Origin of the sequence: Klebsiella sp. BIGb0138, from assembly GCF_004342285.1 — a bacterium.
Taxonomy (GTDB): domain Bacteria; phylum Pseudomonadota; class Gammaproteobacteria; order Enterobacterales; family Enterobacteriaceae; genus Klebsiella.
The window spans coordinates 179,869-198,369 of the sequence record NZ_SMCV01000007.1 but is presented as its reverse complement, the minus strand read 5'-3'; the positions used below and the strand labels follow the sequence as shown (position 1 = coordinate 198,369).

Genomic DNA, 18,501 nt, shown 5'->3' with positions numbered 1-18,501 from the left:
GCGGTTGCTGATAAAACCATCGGATTGCAGGTAAGCGTAGGCAAAAATTAGCGGACACCGCGCCGGTTTTCCCCTGATTTTTCGCCAGAAAACGCGAAAGAATGAATGCTGATATTTCTCTGATTTTTCTCGTTTTAGTCTCTTTATTGTTTCTTTAACTTTGTTTTTATCTAATTTATCTCTTTAATTTCTCGGAATTGTCTCTTTTTTACGCTATTGCGCTGCCTTTTAACTCTTGCTACTCTTTTTGGGTCTTACTTTTTTCTCTTATTTGTCTCAGAGACGGAGCGATACGATGCGCATTTTTATCGATGATGGTTCAACCAATATCAAAATGCTGTGGGAGCAAGATGGTGAAACATTGACCCATATCAGCCCTAACAGCTTCAAGCGTGGATGGTCGGCCACCTTCGGTACCGGGAAGCCTTATAACTACACCGTGGATGAGGAGAAGTACTCCTTTGATCTGATTACGCCAGATGCGTTGCCGACCAACAATATCGAATGGCAGTACAGCCCGCTGAACTCCATCGCCGTGCATCATGCCCTGCTGACCAGCGGCATTGAACCGCAGGATGTTGAGATCGTGGTGACCCTGCCGCTGACGGAGTTTTACGACGAAGATGCCCAGTACCGCCTCGACAATATCGAACGTAAGAAAAAGAGCCTTCGCCGCCCGGTAAAACTCAACAAAGGTGAAGTGTTCAATATCACCAAAGTCACCGTGCGCCCGGAATCTATCCCGGCCGGTATCAGTCTGTGCGATGAGCTCAAACCGTCACACTCCGTGCTGATTGTCGACCTCGGCGGGACCACGCTGGATATCTCGATGGTAGCCGGTCAGATGACGTCGGTTTCGCGTATTTTTGGCGACCCGAAACTGGGCGTGTCGCTGGTGACCGATGCGGTGAAGCTGGCGTTGGCCAGAGCGAATACCGATACTTCCAGCTACAACGTCGATCAGATCATCATCAATCGCCATGATGATGCCTATTTAGCCGACAATATTAACGATCCGGATGCGGTCTCTGACGTCAAAAAAGTGATTGCCGGCAGTATTGAACGGCTCTGCACGCGCGTGCTGACGACCATTGATAGCTTTAAGGGCTATTCCCATGTGATTGTGATTGGCGGCGGCGCGCCGCTGGTGGCGGACGCCATCCGTACGCGCGTTGGGCTGCGTGACGATCGCTTTGTGGTGGCTGATGAACCGCAGTTTGCGCTGGTTCGCGGTCTGAAAATTATAGGTTAAGGAGCGGGTATGACTCTGGAACGCAGAAAAGTTCTGATTTACCTGCGCCCGGATATCAGCGCCAGCGAGCGCTTTGCCGATGCCAAAATTGAGGCCCATCATCGTGGCGATCGCGGCGAAATGTCGCGTACCGCTTTGCTGGCAGGCCTCGCGCTGGGGGAAATTGACGGCCGTTTGCCGTCAATGCTGGCGGCTTTACTGGCGGAAGATACCCGGCCGGAGATGTTGCGTACGATGCTGGCTTCGTTTCTGGAAATTCAGCCCGCAGTACCGGCGCCCGCTCCGACAGCTGCGCCTGCGGCGCCTGTTCCGGTTGCAGCAGAAGCGAGTGCGGCAGAGAGCATTTCCGCACGTAATCTTGCCGGCTCGCTGCCGGATTAAGCGCCCGCAGGCGGGTTTCCCCGGATGCGGCGTCAACGCCTTATCCGGGCTATCGAGTTTGTGGATGTTGTCGCCGGCTAAGCGTAGCGCAAGCCGGGGGGAGGCGAGCTGGGCATTACAGGTTAGCTGTGGGTCAGAAACCGCGCCAGCTGTTGCTGCAGCAGCCGGTTCTCCCGGGTCAGGCGCGCGTTTTCGTCCAGCAGCGTCAGGGCCACTGCGATACCCGGCCAGTCCAGCTCCAGCTCCCGGCGCAGGCGCACCGCCCGGTGCACTACCATTACCGCACTATCATCGAACAGCCAGACCTCCGCCTGAGGCTGGCGCGGTTCAATCACGCCCAGGCCGACGATCTCTCTAAGGTCCTCTTCGGATACGCCGGTGTGCAGACAAAACTCCGTCGTCGTAAACGTCACTGTCATCTTAGCCATTATGCTTTCCCCCATGCTTTGCGCGGCTCGAAGCTGGCCTCTGCATCGGCGAGCTGCTGCCAGAGCGCGCTGGCTTTGTCGTTCGGTTTGGGCGGCATAACGATTTTAATCACCGCATATAAATCGCCGGTGGCGGTTTTGCTGGCCAGCCCCTTACCTTTAATGCGTAAACGTTGCCCCGCCTGGCTACCCGGCGGGATAGTCAGCAGAATGCTCTCTTTGAGCGTCGGCACGGTCACCTTCGCGCCCAGCGCCGCTTCCCACGGCGCCAGCGGCAGGACAATTTCCAGATTATGGCCCACCACATCAAACAGCGGATGCGGCGCGATATGAATCACCAGCCACAGGTCGCCGTTCGGACCGCCGTTTTCCCCCGGCGTTCCCTGCCCTTTCAGGCGAATACGCTGGCCGTCGCTGACGCCGGCGGGGATTTTCACATTCAGCGTTTTAGGCGTTTCGCTCTCGATCATGCCGAAGACGTTATACACCGGCAGGTTATAGCTGATGGTTCGGGTCTGTTCGGACAGCGTCTCTTCAAGGAATACCGCGACTTCAATTTCTAAATCATGGCCGCGTGCGGCGTGCTGACGTCGGGCGTGATGCGCCTGCTCGCCGAACATCGACGAGAAGATATCGTCGAAATCCTGCTGGCTATAGTTCTGTTCGTGGGACCGGGACTGCTGCTGACGACCAAACTGCGGATCGTTGCGATGCTGCCAGAGCTGGTCATATTCCGCGCGGCGTTGTTCATCTTTCAGCACCTCCCAGGCTTCGGCGAGATCTTTGAATTGCGCTTCGGCATCGGCTTCTTTGCTGACATCGGGGTGATATTTACGTGCCAGCCGACGATAGGCGGTCTTAATGGTTTTTAGATCGTCCGTTGGCTTAACCCCCAGAATGGTATAATAATCCTTTAATTCCATGGCGTTATCTCATTTTACTTGATGCGGTGGTCACAACTTTCAGTATTAATCTTAGGGCAAATGAGGACCGGTGGGGGAGGAATATGGTGGAAACTTGACGCCGTCGGGATCGACGGCGTGTGTCAGCGGCTAAGCGGCTATTTGACCGGGCGCGCCCGGTAGTTCCGGCGTAACCCTTCCAGCAGCACCAGCGCGGCGCCAAGGGCACCGGCAATAAGCGCAAGCGTTCCGGGAGCCGCAGGGAACAGACGCATGATGGTTGGGTCGGTGACCGACATCGAACCGGCTATCCAGCCGATGAGCGCTCCTCCCAGCAGGACCACAAACGGAAAGCGGTTGAGGAGGGCGAGGACCAGTTTGCTCCCCGCGACGATAATCGGAATACTGATCAGTACCCCCAACGCCACCACCAGCAGATGGCCTTTGCCGGCGGCGGCCACGGCCAGCACGTTATCCAAAGACATGATGACATCGGCCACCGTGATGGTGACGGCGGTCCGCCACAGGCTGCTGGAACTGCTGACCTCTTCGTCTTCATCCTGATTGGCGACCAGCCTGATGCCAATCCACAGCAGCAGTAGCGCGCCGACGATTTTCAGCCACGGTAAGGAGAGCAGATAGATGGCTACCGCCAGCAGCAGCACGCGGGCCACAATCGCGCCAAAGGTCCCGATAATAATGGCCCTGGTGCGCAGACGTGGCGGCAGCTTACGGCAGGCCATGGCAATCACCACCGCGTTATCGCCGCCTAACAGCAGGTCGATAGCGATGATTTGCAGCAAAATGACGGCAAAATCCCACTGAATAAATAACTCGTTCATGCCCCAGACTCATATCTTTAAAAAAGAACCCTCAACGGGAAAAAGAGAGCAAGCGTAGCGCCGATCTGCGGCGATGACTACCCTTCACAAAACGGCGCGCGGCGCTGCCCGGGCGCAGTATTGAAAAATAAAGTTACGAATCAATGTATCGTGCCACGATGATTCGCCGGAAAAGGATGGTACTTTGTCCCGTTAGACCCACCTGCCGTTTACTCATCGCAAGGATTATCCTCATGGCTGGCATGAAAAAAATACTGACCAGCGCCTTGATTGGCGCCACGCTACTTCCGGCTTTGGCTATGGCCGCCGATGCGCCCGCAGCGACCTTTACCCCGGAACAGGAAGCCCGTATTGGCAAAATTGCCGCGGATTATTTAGTCGCACACCCCGAGGTGCTGCTGCAGGCAAGCCAGAAGCTCCAGCAAATTCAGCAAGAGCAGCAGGCCAGCGCCGCGACCCAGGCGGTGATTAAAAATCAGGCCGCGCTGACCCAGGATAAAAACACCCCGACCTACGGACCGGAGAATGGCAAGGTCACCGTCATCGAGTTCTTTGATTACCAGTGCATTTACTGTAGCCGTCTGGCGCCGGTGATGGAGCAGGTGATTAAGGAAAATCCGCAGACACGTTTTGCTTTTAAAGAGTGGCCAATTTTTGGCAGCCGTTGGGAAACATCCCTGACGGCGGCGAAGACCGGTCTGCAAATTTATCAGCAGAAGGGGGCGGAAGCCTACCTCACCTACCACAACGGCATTTATGCCACCGGACATAACGAAGGGAAGCTGACGGCGGCGGATGTTCAGCCGCAGGCGAAGAAAGTGAATTTCGACGGCAAGAAAGCGCCGGACGTTGAGGCGGTGCTGGAGAGTACCAACCAGCTGGCGCAGGAGATTGGTTTAAGCGGGACGCCGGGCGTGATCGTGATGCCAACCACTGGCGCCACCGAAGCCACTATCACCGTCTTCCCGGGTCTTGCCGATAAAGACTCGCTGGATGCGGCGATCAAGAAAGCCGGCGGCAACTGATTGGCAGGAGGCCCGCGATCCGGCGGGTCTTTTTAGCCGTAATAAGGCTAGCGTGCCGGTTGCATGCTTTAGCGGCAGCTTACAGACATATTTTTATTATTGCAGGCTGACGATGAGCTGCCATAACATCGCGGATAGCGGCATTATGGTGCTGAGGAAATAGTAGGGCGATTGGCGACAAATAGCGTGTTGTGAGTCTCCCTTAAGCCGTTCGCGGGCGATGATAATCGCTGAGATTGTTACCATCCCTGCAGCTCACGCCAGCGTGACGCATTTAAAAATAAGTCCCCACCATCGCGCCTGATACGCATTTTGGCTAAGCGCTCCGGACGCTATTGCATGAGATGAGTTTACTGATATTCCAGAAGGCGAAGAATATAGGTGCGCAGACTGATGAATTCGGGATCATCTCTGTGGCGTGGCCAGGATAAGCCGGGCTCTATTATTTCAATTCTCTGCGCCGGACGAGGGCTGAAGACGACAATCCGGTTCGCCATTAATAACGCCTCCTCGACGTCATGGGTTACCATGATGATGCTGACGCCACTTTTATGCCATAAATCAATAATCTCTCTTTGCATACGGATCCGGGTCAGTGAATCCAGTTTCCCTAATGGTTCATCAAGTAGCAGCGTCCCGGGGTCGTTGACCAGGGCCCGGGCCAGTGCCGTCCGCTGGGCCATTCCGCCGGATAGCTGATGGGGCCAGGCCTGTGAAAAATCAGCAAGACCGACTTTTTCAAGCATTTCGTTTACGCGAGCGAGATCCGTTTGTCGGGTTTTTCACCCTATTTTCATCCCCAAGGCCACATTGTCCCGGACCGTCAGCCAGGGATAGAGCGTGGGCTCCTGAAAAACGACGATTCGGGATGGAGAAGGGGCGGTAATGACAATATGGCCGGACAAAAGCGTCGGTTTTATCCGACCAGCCCACGTCAGAGAGACCAACGATGGCGTATTGTTTTTTGCCGTGGCGCTGCTTGTTGTGGTGTTGACGACGTGGACGTACAGGCCGCCGGGGAGTCATCAATCCTTTGCGTCGGGCGCCTCTTTTTCTGTGCTGGTTGCCGCGGAAATGATGGGGGTCAGGTCGGGGCTGGGAGGGTATTTACAGTGGGCTCAGGGCTGGGCGGCCTACGCCAATATGTATGCCGCGTTAATTGTGATGGGCTGCTTTTTTCTTCGCTGATTAAATTATTATTGATGTTTCGCGCCAGGGTCCTTGCATGGCAGGACAAGCGCGTAAGATGGTAAAACTCCGGGCGACTGGCGATAAGGGGGAGGCGGCAAAGATATCCGATGTCCCCCTTAATGCACACGTTCATGCTTCCGCGGGCGCGTCGCTGCTGTTTTATCAGCCCGCCTTCACTGCGATCACGTCGATCTCAACTTGCCATTCCGGACGCGCCAAATGTGCAATCATCAGTCCGGTAGAGACGGGGAATACGCCTTTCAACCAGCGGCCCATGATGTTGTACACCGTTTCACGGTGGCGAACGTCGGTCAGATAAACGGTGATTTTGCAGATTTCCTGCAGGTTGCTGCCGCTCTCTTCCAGCAGCATGTTGATGTTGTACATCGCCTGCTCGGTTTGTGCCGCGATATCACCAATGCCCACCGATTCACGCGTGTCTAAGTTTTGGCCAATTTGCCCGCGTAGAAAGACCAGATTCCCGGCGACGACCGCCTGACACAGGTCGTTATCCAGATTTTGCTCCGGATAGGTCTCTTTGGTGTTAAACGGACGAATACGTGTATGTACCATTTTTCTGCTCCTGGCGTTTAAGCGGCCCTCAGGCCAAAAATTGACGAAGTTCTGCCGTTTGCGGCTGAGTAAACAGGATGTCCGGCGTGCCCACTTCGTGGACGCGTCCTTGATGCATAAACACCACCCGGTCACTGACTTTGCGCGCGAAATTCATTTCGTGCGTGACCATGATGATGGTCATGCCTTCCTGTGCCAGCGACTCAATCACTTGCAGCACTTCTCCGACCAGCTCCGGATCCAGCGCAGAGGTAATTTCATCGCACAGCAAGATTTCCGGGTTCATCGCCAGCGAGCGGGCAATAGCGACGCGCTGCTGTTGACCGCCGGACAGGCTATCCGGCCAGGCATCAAATTTATCGGCCAGGCCGACGCGTTCTAATAACCGTTTGGCCGTGCGCTCGGCTTCACCTTTGGCCATCTTTTTCACCAGCGTCGGGGCCAGCATCACGTTCTTACCCACGGTAAGGTGAGGAAAAAGATTAAAGCTCTGAAAAATCATGCCGACGTTCTGCCGCAGTTCGCGCAGAGCAGCGCTGTCGTCCTGTTGTACGGGCTGTCCATCCACCAAAAGCTCTCCCGCCTGATAGGCATCTAAGCCATTAATGCAGCGTAATAAGGTGCTTTTCCCCGAGCCGCTTTTGCCGATAATGCACACCACTTCCTGGCGTTTTATCTGTAAATCAATGCCTTTCAACACTTCATTGTCGCCAAAGCGCTTATGCAGCGCGCGTATATCCACCAATGAAAAATCGGCAGTCTGCGTCATCAGTTGGTTCTCCGTGACAAACGTTGTTCAAGGTGCCGACTCCACATGGAGAGCGGAAAGCACAGAAAGAAGTAAAACAGCGCCACGCTGCCGTAGACCAGGAACGGCGAAAAGGTGGCGTTAGAGATGATCTGGCCGGAGCGCGTCAGTTCGACGAAACCAATCACCGACGCCAGCGCTGTGTTCTTAATGGCCTGCACCAAAAAGCCGACGGTCGGAGCGATCGCCACATGCAGCGCCTGCGGCAGGATGATGTAGCGCAGCTGCTCGCGAAAGTTGAGCGCCAGGCTCTGTGCTGCCTCCCACTGCTGACGCGGAATGGCTTCCACGCTGCCGCGCCAGATTTCGGTTAAATAGGCGCTGGCGTACAGCGTCAGACAGAGACTGGCGGCAAACAGCGGCGAAGTATTAATGCCGAGGATCGGCAGGCCGAAATAGACCAGAAACAGTTGCAGCAGCAGCGGCGTCCCCTGGAAGAGTTGCACATAACCCCGTACTAAATAGCCGGCGGCACGCAAGCCTGACAGGCGCAGCACCAGCAGTAACCCACCGACGACGCCTCCGCCAACGAATGCAATAGCGGATAAAACCATCGTCCAGCGCAGCGCCAGCAGCAAATTGCGATAGATATCCCACAAGGAAAAGTCGCTCATCATGGATCCTTAAGGTCGACGGAAAATAAAGCGCGGACCTACCCAGTTCAGAACCTGGCGCACGGCGATTGCCAATACCAGATAGGCAGCGGCGGCGATAATGTAGGCTTCGAAATTACGGAAGGTACGGCTGGCAATCAGGTTGGCGTTGAACGACAGCTCTTCGGTTGAGATCTGGCTGCACACCGCCGAACCCAGCATGATGATAATGACCTGACTGACCAACGCGGGCCAGACTCGGCCAAGAGCCGGAGGCAGCACCACGCGGGTAAAAATTTGCCAGCGGTTTAACGCAAGGCTTTGCGCCGCTTCGATTTGGCTGCGCGGCGTGTTCTCAATACCGGCGCGGGTGATCTCACTCGCGTACGCGCCAAGGTTGAGGATCAGCGATAGCACGCTGGCGGTCAGCGCCGACATCTGCACGCCCAACGCCGGCAGGCCGAAAAAGATAAAAAACAGCTGGATGATATAAGGGGTATTGCGGACCAGTTCGACATAGCTGGCAATGAGCCAACGCAGCGGCCGCGGGCCATTGGCGCGGCCCCAGCCGCAGGCAATCCCCAGAGTGACCCCCAGCAGTGTGGCCACCAGGGTCATGGCAAGGGTGATGGCGATACCGTTAAGCAGCATCGGCCACTGGATCAATACCGCCGAAAAATCAAAGTTCATGGTCTGGGTTCTCCAGGAGTGGTGACAGCTGCGCCATGGATGGCAGCGCGGTCACCTGGCGTAACTGCGTCAGAAGACGATGACTCTGCGCCGCGGGTAGCACGCGCTGGGCGCATGACAGGAATTTGTCATCCAGCGCTTCATTACTCAGCGGATTGGTGGCATTGCCCAGCGGGCGATCGACACGACAGGTGAGCTGTCGCCCCGATTGCAGATGCAGGGTGACGCTGGCGCCTTCCGGAGCGGCTTGCAGGCGCTGCGGGTGTTGCCACTGTGGGCTGGTCGTCATGCTGACCTTCGCCATCAGAGCATGCAGCGCCGCCGGTGCCAGCGACGCCAGCGTCAATTGATTCAGCGTCAGCTCGCCATAAAACAGCGTGGCGGCAATAGCATAGGGCAGGCTGAATTGCGCCTGTTGCGGCGTCATCGGATCGGCGTAAACCAGGTTGGCGATGACGATCTGCGGCACATCGCAGTGGATCTGCGTTATTTCATCCAGGGCGATTGCATGCTGGTGGATCAACGTGACCACCGCATCGACAGCCGCATGAGCAGACAGGCACACCGGGATGCGTTTCACATCCAGCCCCGGTTGCAGCAATCGCCAGCCAGCGGCGGTTAACTGCTTCGGCTGCCACCGGGCTTCGTTCATCAGCCCTGGCAGTCCGTAAGGATGCTCCAGCGTATTTAACGGACCGGTGATTCCTGCTTGTGCCATCAGCGCGGCCTGAATGCCTCGTTCGGCGGCCAGTCCGGCCATCACGGCTTTCGCATCGCTGCCAAAGGCACTTTTACTGCCACCGGTGGCGGCGAGAGCTAACGCAATGGCATGGGCGACCTGAGTCGTGTCCAGACGTAATAAGTGGGCGGCGGCAACAGCGGCCCCGACCACCCCCAGTACGCCGGTGGTCCACCATCCGCGTTGATACAGCGGCTGGCCCAGCGCTTCCCCGAGGCGGTATTGACATTCGCTGCCCGCGACAATGGCCGTCAGCAGGCTGGCGCCGTCGCTGTCATACTGCTGCGCGACCGCCAGTGCGGCCGGGATGATGACTGCAGAGCCGTGAACGAATCCGGCGTAGCAGTTGTCATCAAAATCCAGCGCGTGTGCTGCGCAGCCGTTGAGCCGCGCGGCATCCAACGCATTGATACGCTGCATGCCGCCCAATGTGCTGGCTTTACCTTCGCTCATGACCGTCTGTTTCAGACGCTGCACTACCGGCATATTGCTGCCAGCCAGCGCCACGCCCAGGGTGTCGATCAGCGCCCGACAGGCTATTTGCAGCACTTCGTCAGGAACCGGCGATAGCGCTATGGCCGCGGCCTGCTGGGCCAAAATATGGGTTGCGTAGTGGTTCATGTTATTTCCCGCCTGAGTAAAGACTCCCCGCGCACAGGGAGCCGCAATGCTTAGGACTCAGGCAAATCGCCTGCTGGCGCGCCCAACCACGTCTGCGAAATCCGATCGAGGGTACCGTCGGCTTTCGCGGCACGTAGGATGTCATTCACTTTGGCAACCAGCGCCGGGTTGCCTTTCGGCAGGCCGACATAGCACGGTGCGTTAGCCAGAATCACCTTTAACTGGATATCCAGACTGGGGTTTTTCTGCTTCAGTGCGCCCGCGACAGAGGTACCGATTGCCACTAACTCCGTCTGACCGGACATGAACGAGGCGATCGTGCTGTTATTATCTTCGAAGCGTTTCACGTTAGCTTTCGGCGCCAGGGTGGTTAGCTCTTCATCCTGCATGGAGCCGCGGGTGACCGAGACCGTTTTGCCCGCCAGTTCATCGGCGTTACTGGCTTTTACTCCTGACTTACCAAACACCGCATCAAAGAACGGCGCATAGGCAATGCTGTAATCGATCACTTTAGCGCGCTCTTCGGTTTTACCCAGCGAGGAGATGGTCATGTCCGCTTTACCGCTTTGCAGATAGGGCACGCGGTTTGGGCCGGTGACCGGCACCAGCTGTAGCCTCACGCCCAGTTTGTCGGCGATCAGTTTAGCGGTGTCGATATCAATGCCCTGAGGTTGCATATCACTCCCCACAAAGCCATACGGGGCGTAATCCTGAGGAACCGCAATACGCACCACTTTTTGCTGCATAATGGTCCCCAGCAGATCCGCTGCGCTGGCGGAGAGGCTGGAGAAAGCGGAGGCGAGCCCCAGTATGGCTGCAAATGTAAATTGTTTTTTCATCTCATTATTTCCCGTTCAGGTTATGTTGCGTAAATGCACGGTCATGAGGCAGATTGAGTGTTTTTATTTTTTATGGAAATAACCGGCACGTACAGCGCTGCCAATTAAATTGACAAAGAAACGACAGGCCGTAATAGCGGTAATTTGGTTAATATCTTTTTTCGGCGTAATTTCGACGAGGTCCATACCCACGACTTTGCCTTTTTTGACCAGACCTTGAATTAATTTGCGCATCTGGTGATAGGTTACCCCACCTAATGCCGGGCCGTTGACCGCGGGCATAATCGTCGGGTCAATACCATCAGCATCGCAGGTAATATAATAATGGCCGCCATCAGGAATACGCGCTAACAGGCTGTCGATCCCTTCATCATGCAGCTGGTGGGCGGGAATCAATTTTGCACCATACTCCAGCGCCGCATCCACCTCTTCCTGGCGGGCCGAACCGTTAGCGCGCAGGCCAATTTGCCAAATCTCGCCGATGTGTTTCATTTCCGAGGCTCGACGGATAGGGCTGGAGTAACCATCCGTCACGCCATTGACATCCTGACGCCAGTCCAGGTGAGCATCGACATGAATCAGGGTGATGGTTTCATTCAGCTCATCCAGTGCGCGCAGCACCGGAATTGGAACGCCGTGGTCGCCGCCAATCACCAGGGGCATGCCGCCCAGCTGCAGAATTTTACGCACCACCGCTTCCGCCGCTACGTAATGTTGACCAGGGGCACGCGCATCGCCTGCGATATCGCCGCAATCGACCATGCGAATATCCTGGTTATCCATCAGCGGACCGCCAATATCGAAATCGTAACGTTCGATGCTGCGCACCGCGCGATCGGTTGCCTGCCGCACCGCCGTTGGTCCATTTGTCTGGTCATTAGTGACTTCATCGATGGAATAAGGTGAACCATAAGGAATACCTAAGACAGCGATATCGACACGATCCAGGCTATTTAAATCACTGACTACTTCAGAATAAAGCAGGCTCTTATGACCATGTTTCGGGGCGGTGGTCATTTCTGGTTTATATGTCATTTTATCCTCTGGTCTGTCGTCAATAATTAATTAAGATTCCACCACTCTCCGGTGGCCCATAATTGCTCTTCGGTTCTTTTTACCGCTGAATGAACATCGACGCGGGCGTTAGCGGCAAATAATGCCACCAGTAATTCACTAACTAATAACGCGGGCGTAATGGTGTCGAAAAACGATGTCGTTTTCTTGTGTACCAATATTGATTCACTGGCCAATCTTGCTACCGGAGAACTGGCATTATCGGTAATCGCAACAACACGGATTTTCCGTTGCGCTAAGTAGCGGGCCAGCGTGACGGCCCGCCGGGAATAGGGGGCCAGACTGACCACCAGCAGCACATCTTTGGCGTTGATATCCCCCATCAGCGTCATCATGCTGCTTTCTCCCGGGCCATCAATCAGGCGCACATTGTTGGCGAACCAGGCGCTGACATGGTGAAAATGAAAGGCGACCGGAAACGATGAGCGAAGCCCCAGGCAGTAAATGGTCCGCGCTTCTGCCAGCAGCCTGCTGGCACGGGTCATCGCCTCGAGGTTCTCCTGCCGACAGAGAGTTTCAATATGGGCCTGCGTGGTGGCGACCAGATCACGCAGCAGAGAGTCTTCGCCCTGCTTATTCATCGCCACCAGCCCCGGCACCCGTGATTCATAGATGCTGCTTTTAGTACGCACGGTGGCGATAAACACTTCACGCAGCGCATCGTAGCCGCTGAGTCCAAGGCGTTTTGCCAAACGGGTCATCGTGGAAGGTGGAACGCCGGCAAGACGTGACTGCTCACGCATTGACATCACCGCCACTTCTTGCGCGTGGTCTAACACAAAGCTGGCGGCCTGCCGTTCCTGACGGGGGAGCTGTTCGTACATTGCTTTCAGTTGGGAGATAACTTCAGCCTGTTCCATATGTGATTCCATTTCGATTTGACTCAATCACAATTGCAACGGATGTGCCAAAGAGGATTGGCATTGATTGGAATGAATCAACATGAAAACAGCGCCAGGACATCCCGGCGGCATATGGGGGCAACGCCGATCCCAGAAATGATTAGTCTGATTCAAAACGGCGTGAAAAAAGTGATGAGCGCTATTTTTTCAGGCCGCTAACGGGGGAAAGTGGAGCATTTTTTGCGCACCAGGATGGGACATCGACTGCCTGATGATAGGGCAAAAGAGGCGTTCATGAAGCAAAGCTGGTGCTCTGAGGGCGTAGCCAATCCTGGTCTAAACACGCGCTGAAAAGGCGCTATTTGCGGCACATTTTAGTGAAGCAACATGGCGATATGATTGGTGATGGCGTCTTTGGGGAGGGGAAAAGGGCAGAGATTAGCGGTGGAATACCGTCATGGGGTAGTGCTTATGCCTGATCATCGGCCCGGGGAGAGTGCAGGGGTGAGCGGCCTGCCGCGAATAATCGAACGAAGTTCGATGGAGAGTCCCGTACAGCAGAAAGCAAAAAACCAGCCTGTAGGCTGGTTTTTCTGGAATAAGTGGTGCCCGGACTCGGAATCGAACCAAGGACACGGGGATTTTCAATCCCCTGCTCTACCGACTGAGCTATCCGGGCAACGGGGCGCATTAAACCGTAATCCACCCGGCGCGTCAACCAAATTTCTTGATTTACCTGCTGATTGCTTAACTTTGCGGCAGTTCTGCCGCAAAAGGGCCGTTTTGCTGACTTATCACATCATCCCGTTGTCGCCTGCGCGGATTTTCCAGCCGCTGACCGCCGAGATGACGTGGCGCAATCCCGAAATAGCATAGCCGCCGATAACGTCCTCGTCCTCGCGCGGCGAGCTGATCATGATTTCCGCATCCACGCCGTGACGGTAGGCGCCGTGGTGGCTGATCACGGTGCCGATAAAGCACTTTCCACCGATCCACACCGGAATATACGCCACCGTTTCATAGACGTAGTAAGAGGCGACGCCGCTATAGTAGTTATCCGCTTCATCAGCGGAGGTCCCCGGGGGAATGGGGCAAATTGGCGCATCCCCGGCCTGATCGTTTTGGTCTTTCAACAGATGGCTTTGCATCAGCGCCAGTGATTTGAGGAGATCCGCCTGGTCCTGCGCATTGAGCGCCGGCGTCAGAGGCTGGTCTTTTTCCGGGGAGCTGAGCGTCTCCAGCGCATAGCGATAGCGAATCGTCACGGCAGGCGTTCTGTCCGTCGGGCTGAAAGGACGCAGCAGATAAAGATTGTCTTCGCCAAACTGACCGTTGTACCACAGGGCATACACCTGGCCGTTAATTCTCACCCACTGGTTCCACTGATTGGCCCCGCGCCCGTTGAGCGAAAACAGCGCCCCGGGCACGCCGGCGTCAAAATCATCGTCGTCATCGCTCTCGTTATGATTGACGGTATCAAAGGTGTTATCGCCACGTTTTAACACGCCGGTGTAGCTGAAGAGCCCGGTCCCGCCGATATAGCTGTCGATGATTAAATCGCGCCTGCCGTCGTTATCCAGATCGACCAGCGTAAAGCTGACCTTGCCATTTTCCGAGTCGGCGCTGATATCCGAGTGGAGAAATGCCTGCCATTCATCGTCGCTGATATCGACCGCGGGTTTAGCGGTCGACACCAGCGAATCGTCTGCGTAGGTCAGCGTAAAGCTGGTCACGTGCCCGGTAAGCGGGAACTGCGCGGCAACTTTCTTCAACGTCAGTTCCGGGTCGCTTTTTTGCTCTTTCAGTACCGCGTTATACAGCGCTTTGAGCGCGGCGTTATCGGCATCCTTCTCCTGCTTTGGCCGCACCTGGCTGACGAAGGTAGGCAGCATCCAGGTGCCGCCGGAGGTGATTTCACGGCACATACCGGTGGTGTATTTCAGACTCTGAACAAACGTCTTCCCGTCCCAGACCCGCTCCTCGCCGTTGACGCAATCGGCGATGCCGCGGCCTTTGTTGAAGAAGGTGATGACGCCATCGGCATAGCTGGAGGCATCGGTGGCGATCGGCTGCGGTCTGGCCAGCGAGGTGTTGTCCACCACCCATATCGCGTAGCCGTCGTTATAGGCGGCGCGCCAGCACAGGGCCTGGATCAGCGAATGGGTTTTATCGAGCGGCGTGGCGGTGATCTGCCGTTCCTGGGCGGGAATCGCGCTGTTTTGCCAGTCATCACAGTGGCTGTTCAACTGCGGGATCAGCGCCGGAAGCAGCTTCTGGCGCTGTTTTGCCGTCAGCGGTTCGCCCGGGGCATTGTGGATCACCGGAGCGGCGATAATTTCCGGCGCCGGTGCGGCTGCGAGCGTGCTGTCATCGTCGGCGTCGCCTTGACGTACCAGCGCATCCGCGGTGCCCTGACGCTGCTGAAACTCATCAATTTTAAGAAATACCGCGCTGCTGCCCGCGCTGGAGAGCCGCTTGCGCAGGCCGTTGAGCGAGATCTCGATTTTGGCGTCATGTTCCAGCGCCTGGATCAGCGCGGCGGTCTGGGTGCTATCAAAGCGGAAATGGCTATCGTCTTTAGCGTCCAGCGTGCCGCGATCCTGGTCATCGATCAGCAGGTCAACCGTGGCATCGGCAGGAATATCATGATCGATCTGGGCGAAGGTCACCTGGCCGCTGACGCGCTGCCCGGCGCCGGCGTTGCGGGTCAGCAGGACGCTGATTTCCCCCATCTTGACGCCATAACCCGCAGCCCGGCAGGTGCCGGTATTATCGCAGGCCACTTCCCAGTCTTTATGCGCGAAAGAAAAACCCTGAACCGGCGCGGCCAGCAGCGATGCCGGGCATAGCCCTATGATGGCAGCCCAAAGGAGAGAACGCATAGAAATCCCTGTAGACGTATCGGAGTGGGGGAATTATACTCTTCATACTCCAGGTTGCATCTTTGTTGGCTGACCCCGGTGAGGTATGGCGGATACGCTCCCGGGGCTGTGCTGAGTGGCGACCTTGATGCGGCGCGATGTCGGGTCGGAATGCGCGTCCTGCCGGTGAGGGTAGCGAGATCAGGTTAACGCGCCGCCCGTGCGGCATTGGGCAAAGCGCAGAATATCTTCCGCCAGACGCTGGGCGGTGTCGACATCGGCCTGGCTGCGTTTGACCAGCAGGCGGCTCAGGCAACCTTCGACAATCAGCTCCATCTGTTTGGCCACCATCGCCGGGTCGTCCACTTCCAGTTGGGTCAGCAGCTCGTGGGTATTCGCCAGCGAGGCCTGCTTTTGTTGCTCCGCCAGTTGATGAATAGGATGCTGCGCATCCGGGTAAAAGGTGCAGGCGGCGATAAACAGACAGCCGGGATAGCGGTGGTTGCTCACGCAGCGGGTCAATGCGCCATAGCGCGCCAGCAGCTTCTGCTCCGGCGTGAGCGTCTCGTCGAGCAGCAGCTGACGACGCCAGGCATCAACCTGATGGCTGAGGTAGCGCAGCGCATCGTAAAGCAGCGCTTCGCGATCGGGCCAGAAACGTTTGAGGTCATCGAGCGGGTAAGAGACGCGTTCGGCGACCATTTCCAGCGTGGTGTTGGCTATACCTTCGACTTCGAGAATTTGTATGGCTTCACCCAGGACATCTTCACGTTGCACGGTCTTCTCCTCCATTTTTCCTCCTAAAGTGTCGTTCACGGTTGCCAATCGTGCAAATGGGCGCTGAATGTCGCGGCATCCATAAACCCGGTGACGCGCTGCGCGGGCTGTTCTTCTCCCTGCGCATTAAAGAACAGAATCGTCGGCAGGCCGAGCACCTTCAGGTGCTTCAGCAGCGCGACATCCTCAGCGCTGTTGCTGGTCACATCGGCCTGCAACAGAATGGTACCTTTCAGGGCCTGGCGCACCTGCGCCGAGCTAAAGGTGTATTTTTCGAACTCTTTACAGGCCACGCACCAGTCGGCGTACAAATCGAGCATCACCGGTTTACCCTGCGCCAGCGCCAGCGCGCGGTTGAGCTGCGTAACGCCGCTGACCCGGGTAAATTCGAGATGCGCCTGCTGCCGGGCGGCCGGCGCGGCGAAAGCCCAGTCCTGCAGCGGACGTGCGCTGATCAGCGCGGCGCCCAGCATGACGATTTGCACGAGCCGCAGCCACGGGCGGGTTGCTCCGAGCAAGGTGATAAAGGCCCAGCTAAAGAAGGACACGCCAAGCAGCGACCACAGCCGCAGACCCCAGGGGTCGCCGACGATCCGCTCCAGTAAAAAGACCGGCAGCGCGAGGATCACAAAACCGAAGGCGGTCTTCACGTGGCTCATCCACGGGCCGCTCTTCGGCAGCAGGCGGTTGCCAAATACGGTGACCACTATCAGCGGCAGCCCCATACCCAGCGCGTAGAGATAGAGCGTACCGCCGCCGAGCCACAGATTACCGCTCTGGGCAATATACAGCAGGATGGCGCTCAACGGTGCGGTGGTGCAGGGCGAACAGATCAGTCCGGCGATGGCGCCCATCGCCAACACGCCGCCGGGGGAACCGCCCTGGCGCTGATTACTCATCAGCGCCAAACGGGTCTGCAAAGATGAGGGGAGCTGCAGCGTAAACAGGCCGAACATCGACAGCGCCAGCAGGATAAAGACCGCCGACAAGCCTGTCAGGACGTAAGGATGTTGCAACGCCGCCTGAAACTGCATACCGGCGGCGGCAACCACCAGCCCCAGCGCGGTGTAGGTCAGCGCCATCCCCTGAACATAGATAAACGCCAGCAGTAGGGCCCGGGCGGTGGACAGCTGCTGCCGGCCGCCAAGCACGATGCCAGAGATCAGCGGATACATCGGCAACACGCAGGGCGTAAAGGCGATGCCGATACCGATCAGCAGCGCCCAAAGCGCGGAAAAGGGCAGCTCGCCGCGCGCCTGACCGCTGCTCGCCAGCGCAGGAGGTGAAGAGACCGGCGGGACCGCGCTGGCCCCTGCCGCGGGGGCTTCCGCCGCCAGCACCGCGCTGAGCGGCACGACTTTGCTCTCCGGCGGATAACAAAAGCCGGCGTCGGCACAGCCCTGGTAGGTGACGGTGAGCGTTGCGCCTTTTGCCGCCTGGCTAAGCGTTACCGGCACGCTCAGGCGCTGGCGATAAATCTCGCTTTTACCGTAGAACTCATCTTCGTGCCATGTCCCCGGCGGCAGCGAAGGCTCGACAAGGGTGGCATCGGCAGGCGTCAGTTTGATCTGCTGGCGATAGAGGTAGTAACCCTCCTTGATTTGCCAGGTCAGATTGACGTCGTGTTGGTTCTGCTGAAAATCAAAGGCAAACGCCCGATCGGCGGGCACAAAATGGGTGCGCCCGGGGGCATCAAAGAGCCCGGCGAATGCGGAGGTACTGCACAGCAGCAGAATCAGCGTAATGATGCGTTGAGCCATGAGAGGTAATCAGTGTCTCCATGAGTGACGGGTAGAACCAGTAATTCGGGGGTTTGATACGGGTGATGGGCCTTCAGACAGTCCAGTAACGCCTGCTGATGGGCCAGGTCGGTTTTCAGCAGCATCTGCACTTCGTATTCCTGCTCCAGCTTGCCTTCCCAGTAGTAGAGGGAGGTCGCCCCAGGCAGGATGGTGGCGCAGGCGGCGAGCTTGTCTGCCAGCGCTTTGGCCGCCAGATCCTGGGCGGTAGCTTCATCCGGCGCGGTACAGAGAACAACAACAGCATCAGGCGTAGTCATCGTG

At 56.9% G+C, this 18,501-nt stretch carries 19 protein-coding genes, 1 tRNA gene and 2 pseudogenes; 5 read left to right on the top strand and 17 right to left on the bottom strand.

The window, feature by feature from the left end:
* Positions 1-295 precede the first annotated feature (295 nt).
* Together parM and EDF73_RS16970 are read left to right on the top strand one after the other, a co-directional pair.
* Positions 296-1,252 carry a plasmid segregation protein ParM domain-containing protein gene (gene parM, locus EDF73_RS16975; protein WP_132730248.1) on the top strand — a complete coding sequence of 319 codons (957 nt, stop codon included), beginning with the start codon at positions 296-298 and terminating at the stop codon, positions 1,250-1,252.
* Between the two features lie 9 nt (positions 1,253-1,261).
* Entirely contained in the window at positions 1,262-1,633 is a 372-nt protein-coding gene (locus EDF73_RS16970) for a plasmid partitioning/stability family protein (protein WP_132730247.1), read from the top strand.
* A gap of 122 nt (positions 1,634-1,755) precedes the next feature.
* Here EDF73_RS16970 and cbpM read toward each other — a convergent pair whose 3' ends face one another.
* The 3 genes from cbpM to EDF73_RS16955 all read right to left on the bottom strand — a co-directional run bounded on the left by cbpM (position 1,756) and on the right by EDF73_RS16955 (position 3,805).
* A complete protein-coding gene (gene cbpM / locus EDF73_RS16965; RefSeq protein ID WP_132730246.1) occupies positions 1,756-2,061 on the bottom strand; it encodes a chaperone modulator CbpM in 306 nt (101 codons plus the stop codon).
* Complete coding sequence (gene cbpA / locus EDF73_RS16960; RefSeq protein WP_132730245.1) at positions 2,061-2,984, bottom strand: curved DNA-binding protein; 924 nt, start codon at positions 2,982-2,984, stop codon at positions 2,061-2,063. The genes cbpM and cbpA overlap by 1 nt, the downstream gene beginning before the upstream one ends.
* A 137-nt stretch (positions 2,985-3,121) precedes the next feature.
* Positions 3,122-3,805, bottom strand: a complete 684-nt coding sequence (locus EDF73_RS16955; RefSeq protein WP_132730244.1) for a TerC family protein — start codon at positions 3,803-3,805, stop codon at positions 3,122-3,124.
* A 233-nt stretch (positions 3,806-4,038) separates the two neighbouring features.
* Here EDF73_RS16955 and EDF73_RS16950 point away from each other — a divergent pair, with 233 nt between their 5' ends.
* Positions 4,039-4,830, top strand: a complete 792-nt coding sequence (locus EDF73_RS16950) for a DsbA family protein (RefSeq protein WP_132730243.1) — start codon at positions 4,039-4,041, stop codon at positions 4,828-4,830.
* 350 nt (positions 4,831-5,180) lie between these two features.
* On the opposite strand, the pseudogene EDF73_RS16945 reads toward EDF73_RS16950, so the two are convergent.
* A pseudogene (locus EDF73_RS16945) lies at positions 5,181-5,579 on the bottom strand (ATP-binding cassette domain-containing protein); the annotation flags it as partial.
* Positions 5,580-5,871: 292 nt separating this feature from the next.
* On the opposite strand from EDF73_RS16945, the pseudogene EDF73_RS16940 reads away from it, so the two are divergent.
* Positions 5,872-6,083 (top strand): annotated as a pseudogene (locus EDF73_RS16940) (ABC transporter permease); the annotation flags it as partial.
* A 100-nt stretch (positions 6,084-6,183) separates the two neighbouring features.
* Here the strand turns inward: EDF73_RS16940 and EDF73_RS16935 are convergent.
* The 8 genes from EDF73_RS16935 to EDF73_RS16900 form a co-directional block, all read right to left on the bottom strand.
* Positions 6,184-6,594 (bottom strand): RidA family protein, encoded by a 411-nt coding sequence (locus EDF73_RS16935; protein WP_132730242.1) that lies wholly within the window; start codon positions 6,592-6,594, stop codon positions 6,184-6,186.
* A gap of 28 nt (positions 6,595-6,622) precedes the next feature.
* On the bottom strand, positions 6,623-7,363 hold the full coding sequence (locus EDF73_RS16930) for an amino acid ABC transporter ATP-binding protein (RefSeq protein WP_132730241.1): 741 nt from the start codon (positions 7,361-7,363) through the stop codon (positions 6,623-6,625).
* Positions 7,363-8,016: an amino acid ABC transporter permease gene (locus EDF73_RS16925; RefSeq protein ID WP_132730351.1), complete on the bottom strand. Its 654-nt coding sequence runs from the start codon at positions 8,014-8,016 to the stop codon at positions 7,363-7,365. Before EDF73_RS16925 ends, EDF73_RS16930 begins: the two co-directional genes overlap by 1 nt.
* 9 nt (positions 8,017-8,025) lie before the next feature.
* A complete protein-coding gene (locus tag EDF73_RS16920) occupies positions 8,026-8,685 on the bottom strand; it encodes an amino acid ABC transporter permease (protein ID WP_132730240.1) in 660 nt (219 codons plus the stop codon).
* A complete protein-coding gene (locus tag EDF73_RS16915) occupies positions 8,675-10,045 on the bottom strand; it encodes an MmgE/PrpD family protein (protein ID WP_132730239.1) in 1,371 nt (456 codons plus the stop codon). Before EDF73_RS16915 ends, EDF73_RS16920 begins: the two co-directional genes overlap by 11 nt.
* 50 nt (positions 10,046-10,095) lie before the next feature.
* A complete protein-coding gene (locus EDF73_RS16910) occupies positions 10,096-10,884 on the bottom strand; it encodes a transporter substrate-binding domain-containing protein (RefSeq protein ID WP_132730238.1) in 789 nt (262 codons plus the stop codon).
* A gap of 63 nt (positions 10,885-10,947) precedes the next feature.
* Complete coding sequence (locus tag EDF73_RS16905; RefSeq protein WP_132730237.1) at positions 10,948-11,919, bottom strand: agmatinase; 972 nt, start codon at positions 11,917-11,919, stop codon at positions 10,948-10,950.
* Positions 11,920-11,945: 26 nt separating this feature from the next.
* A complete protein-coding gene (locus EDF73_RS16900; RefSeq protein ID WP_132730236.1) occupies positions 11,946-12,818 on the bottom strand; it encodes a MurR/RpiR family transcriptional regulator in 873 nt (290 codons plus the stop codon).
* 63 nt (positions 12,819-12,881) lie between these two features.
* Here EDF73_RS16900 and EDF73_RS27450 point away from each other — a divergent pair, with 63 nt between their 5' ends.
* Positions 12,882-13,019, top strand: coding sequence for a hypothetical protein (locus EDF73_RS27450; RefSeq protein ID WP_165905736.1), 138 nt, complete (start codon positions 12,882-12,884; stop codon positions 13,017-13,019).
* A 384-nt stretch (positions 13,020-13,403) separates the two neighbouring features.
* On the opposite strand, the gene EDF73_RS16895 is transcribed toward EDF73_RS27450, so the two are convergent.
* From EDF73_RS16895 to cutA, 5 genes are all read right to left on the bottom strand, one after another.
* A tRNA-Phe gene (locus EDF73_RS16895) sits at positions 13,404-13,479 on the bottom strand.
* A gap of 115 nt (positions 13,480-13,594) precedes the next feature.
* Complete coding sequence (locus tag EDF73_RS16890; protein ID WP_132730235.1) at positions 13,595-15,682, bottom strand: DUF1176 domain-containing protein; 2,088 nt, start codon at positions 15,680-15,682, stop codon at positions 13,595-13,597.
* A gap of 180 nt (positions 15,683-15,862) precedes the next feature.
* A complete protein-coding gene (locus tag EDF73_RS16885; protein WP_165905735.1) occupies positions 15,863-16,453 on the bottom strand; it encodes a transcriptional regulator in 591 nt (196 codons plus the stop codon).
* A gap of 20 nt (positions 16,454-16,473) precedes the next feature.
* A complete protein-coding gene (locus EDF73_RS16880) occupies positions 16,474-18,198 on the bottom strand; it encodes a protein-disulfide reductase DsbD (protein WP_132730234.1) in 1,725 nt (574 codons plus the stop codon).
* Positions 18,174-18,497: a divalent cation tolerance protein CutA gene (cutA, locus tag EDF73_RS16875; RefSeq protein WP_132730233.1), complete on the bottom strand. Its 324-nt coding sequence runs from the start codon at positions 18,495-18,497 to the stop codon at positions 18,174-18,176. Before cutA ends, EDF73_RS16880 begins: the two co-directional genes overlap by 25 nt.
* Between the last annotated feature and the right edge of the window lie 4 nt (positions 18,498-18,501).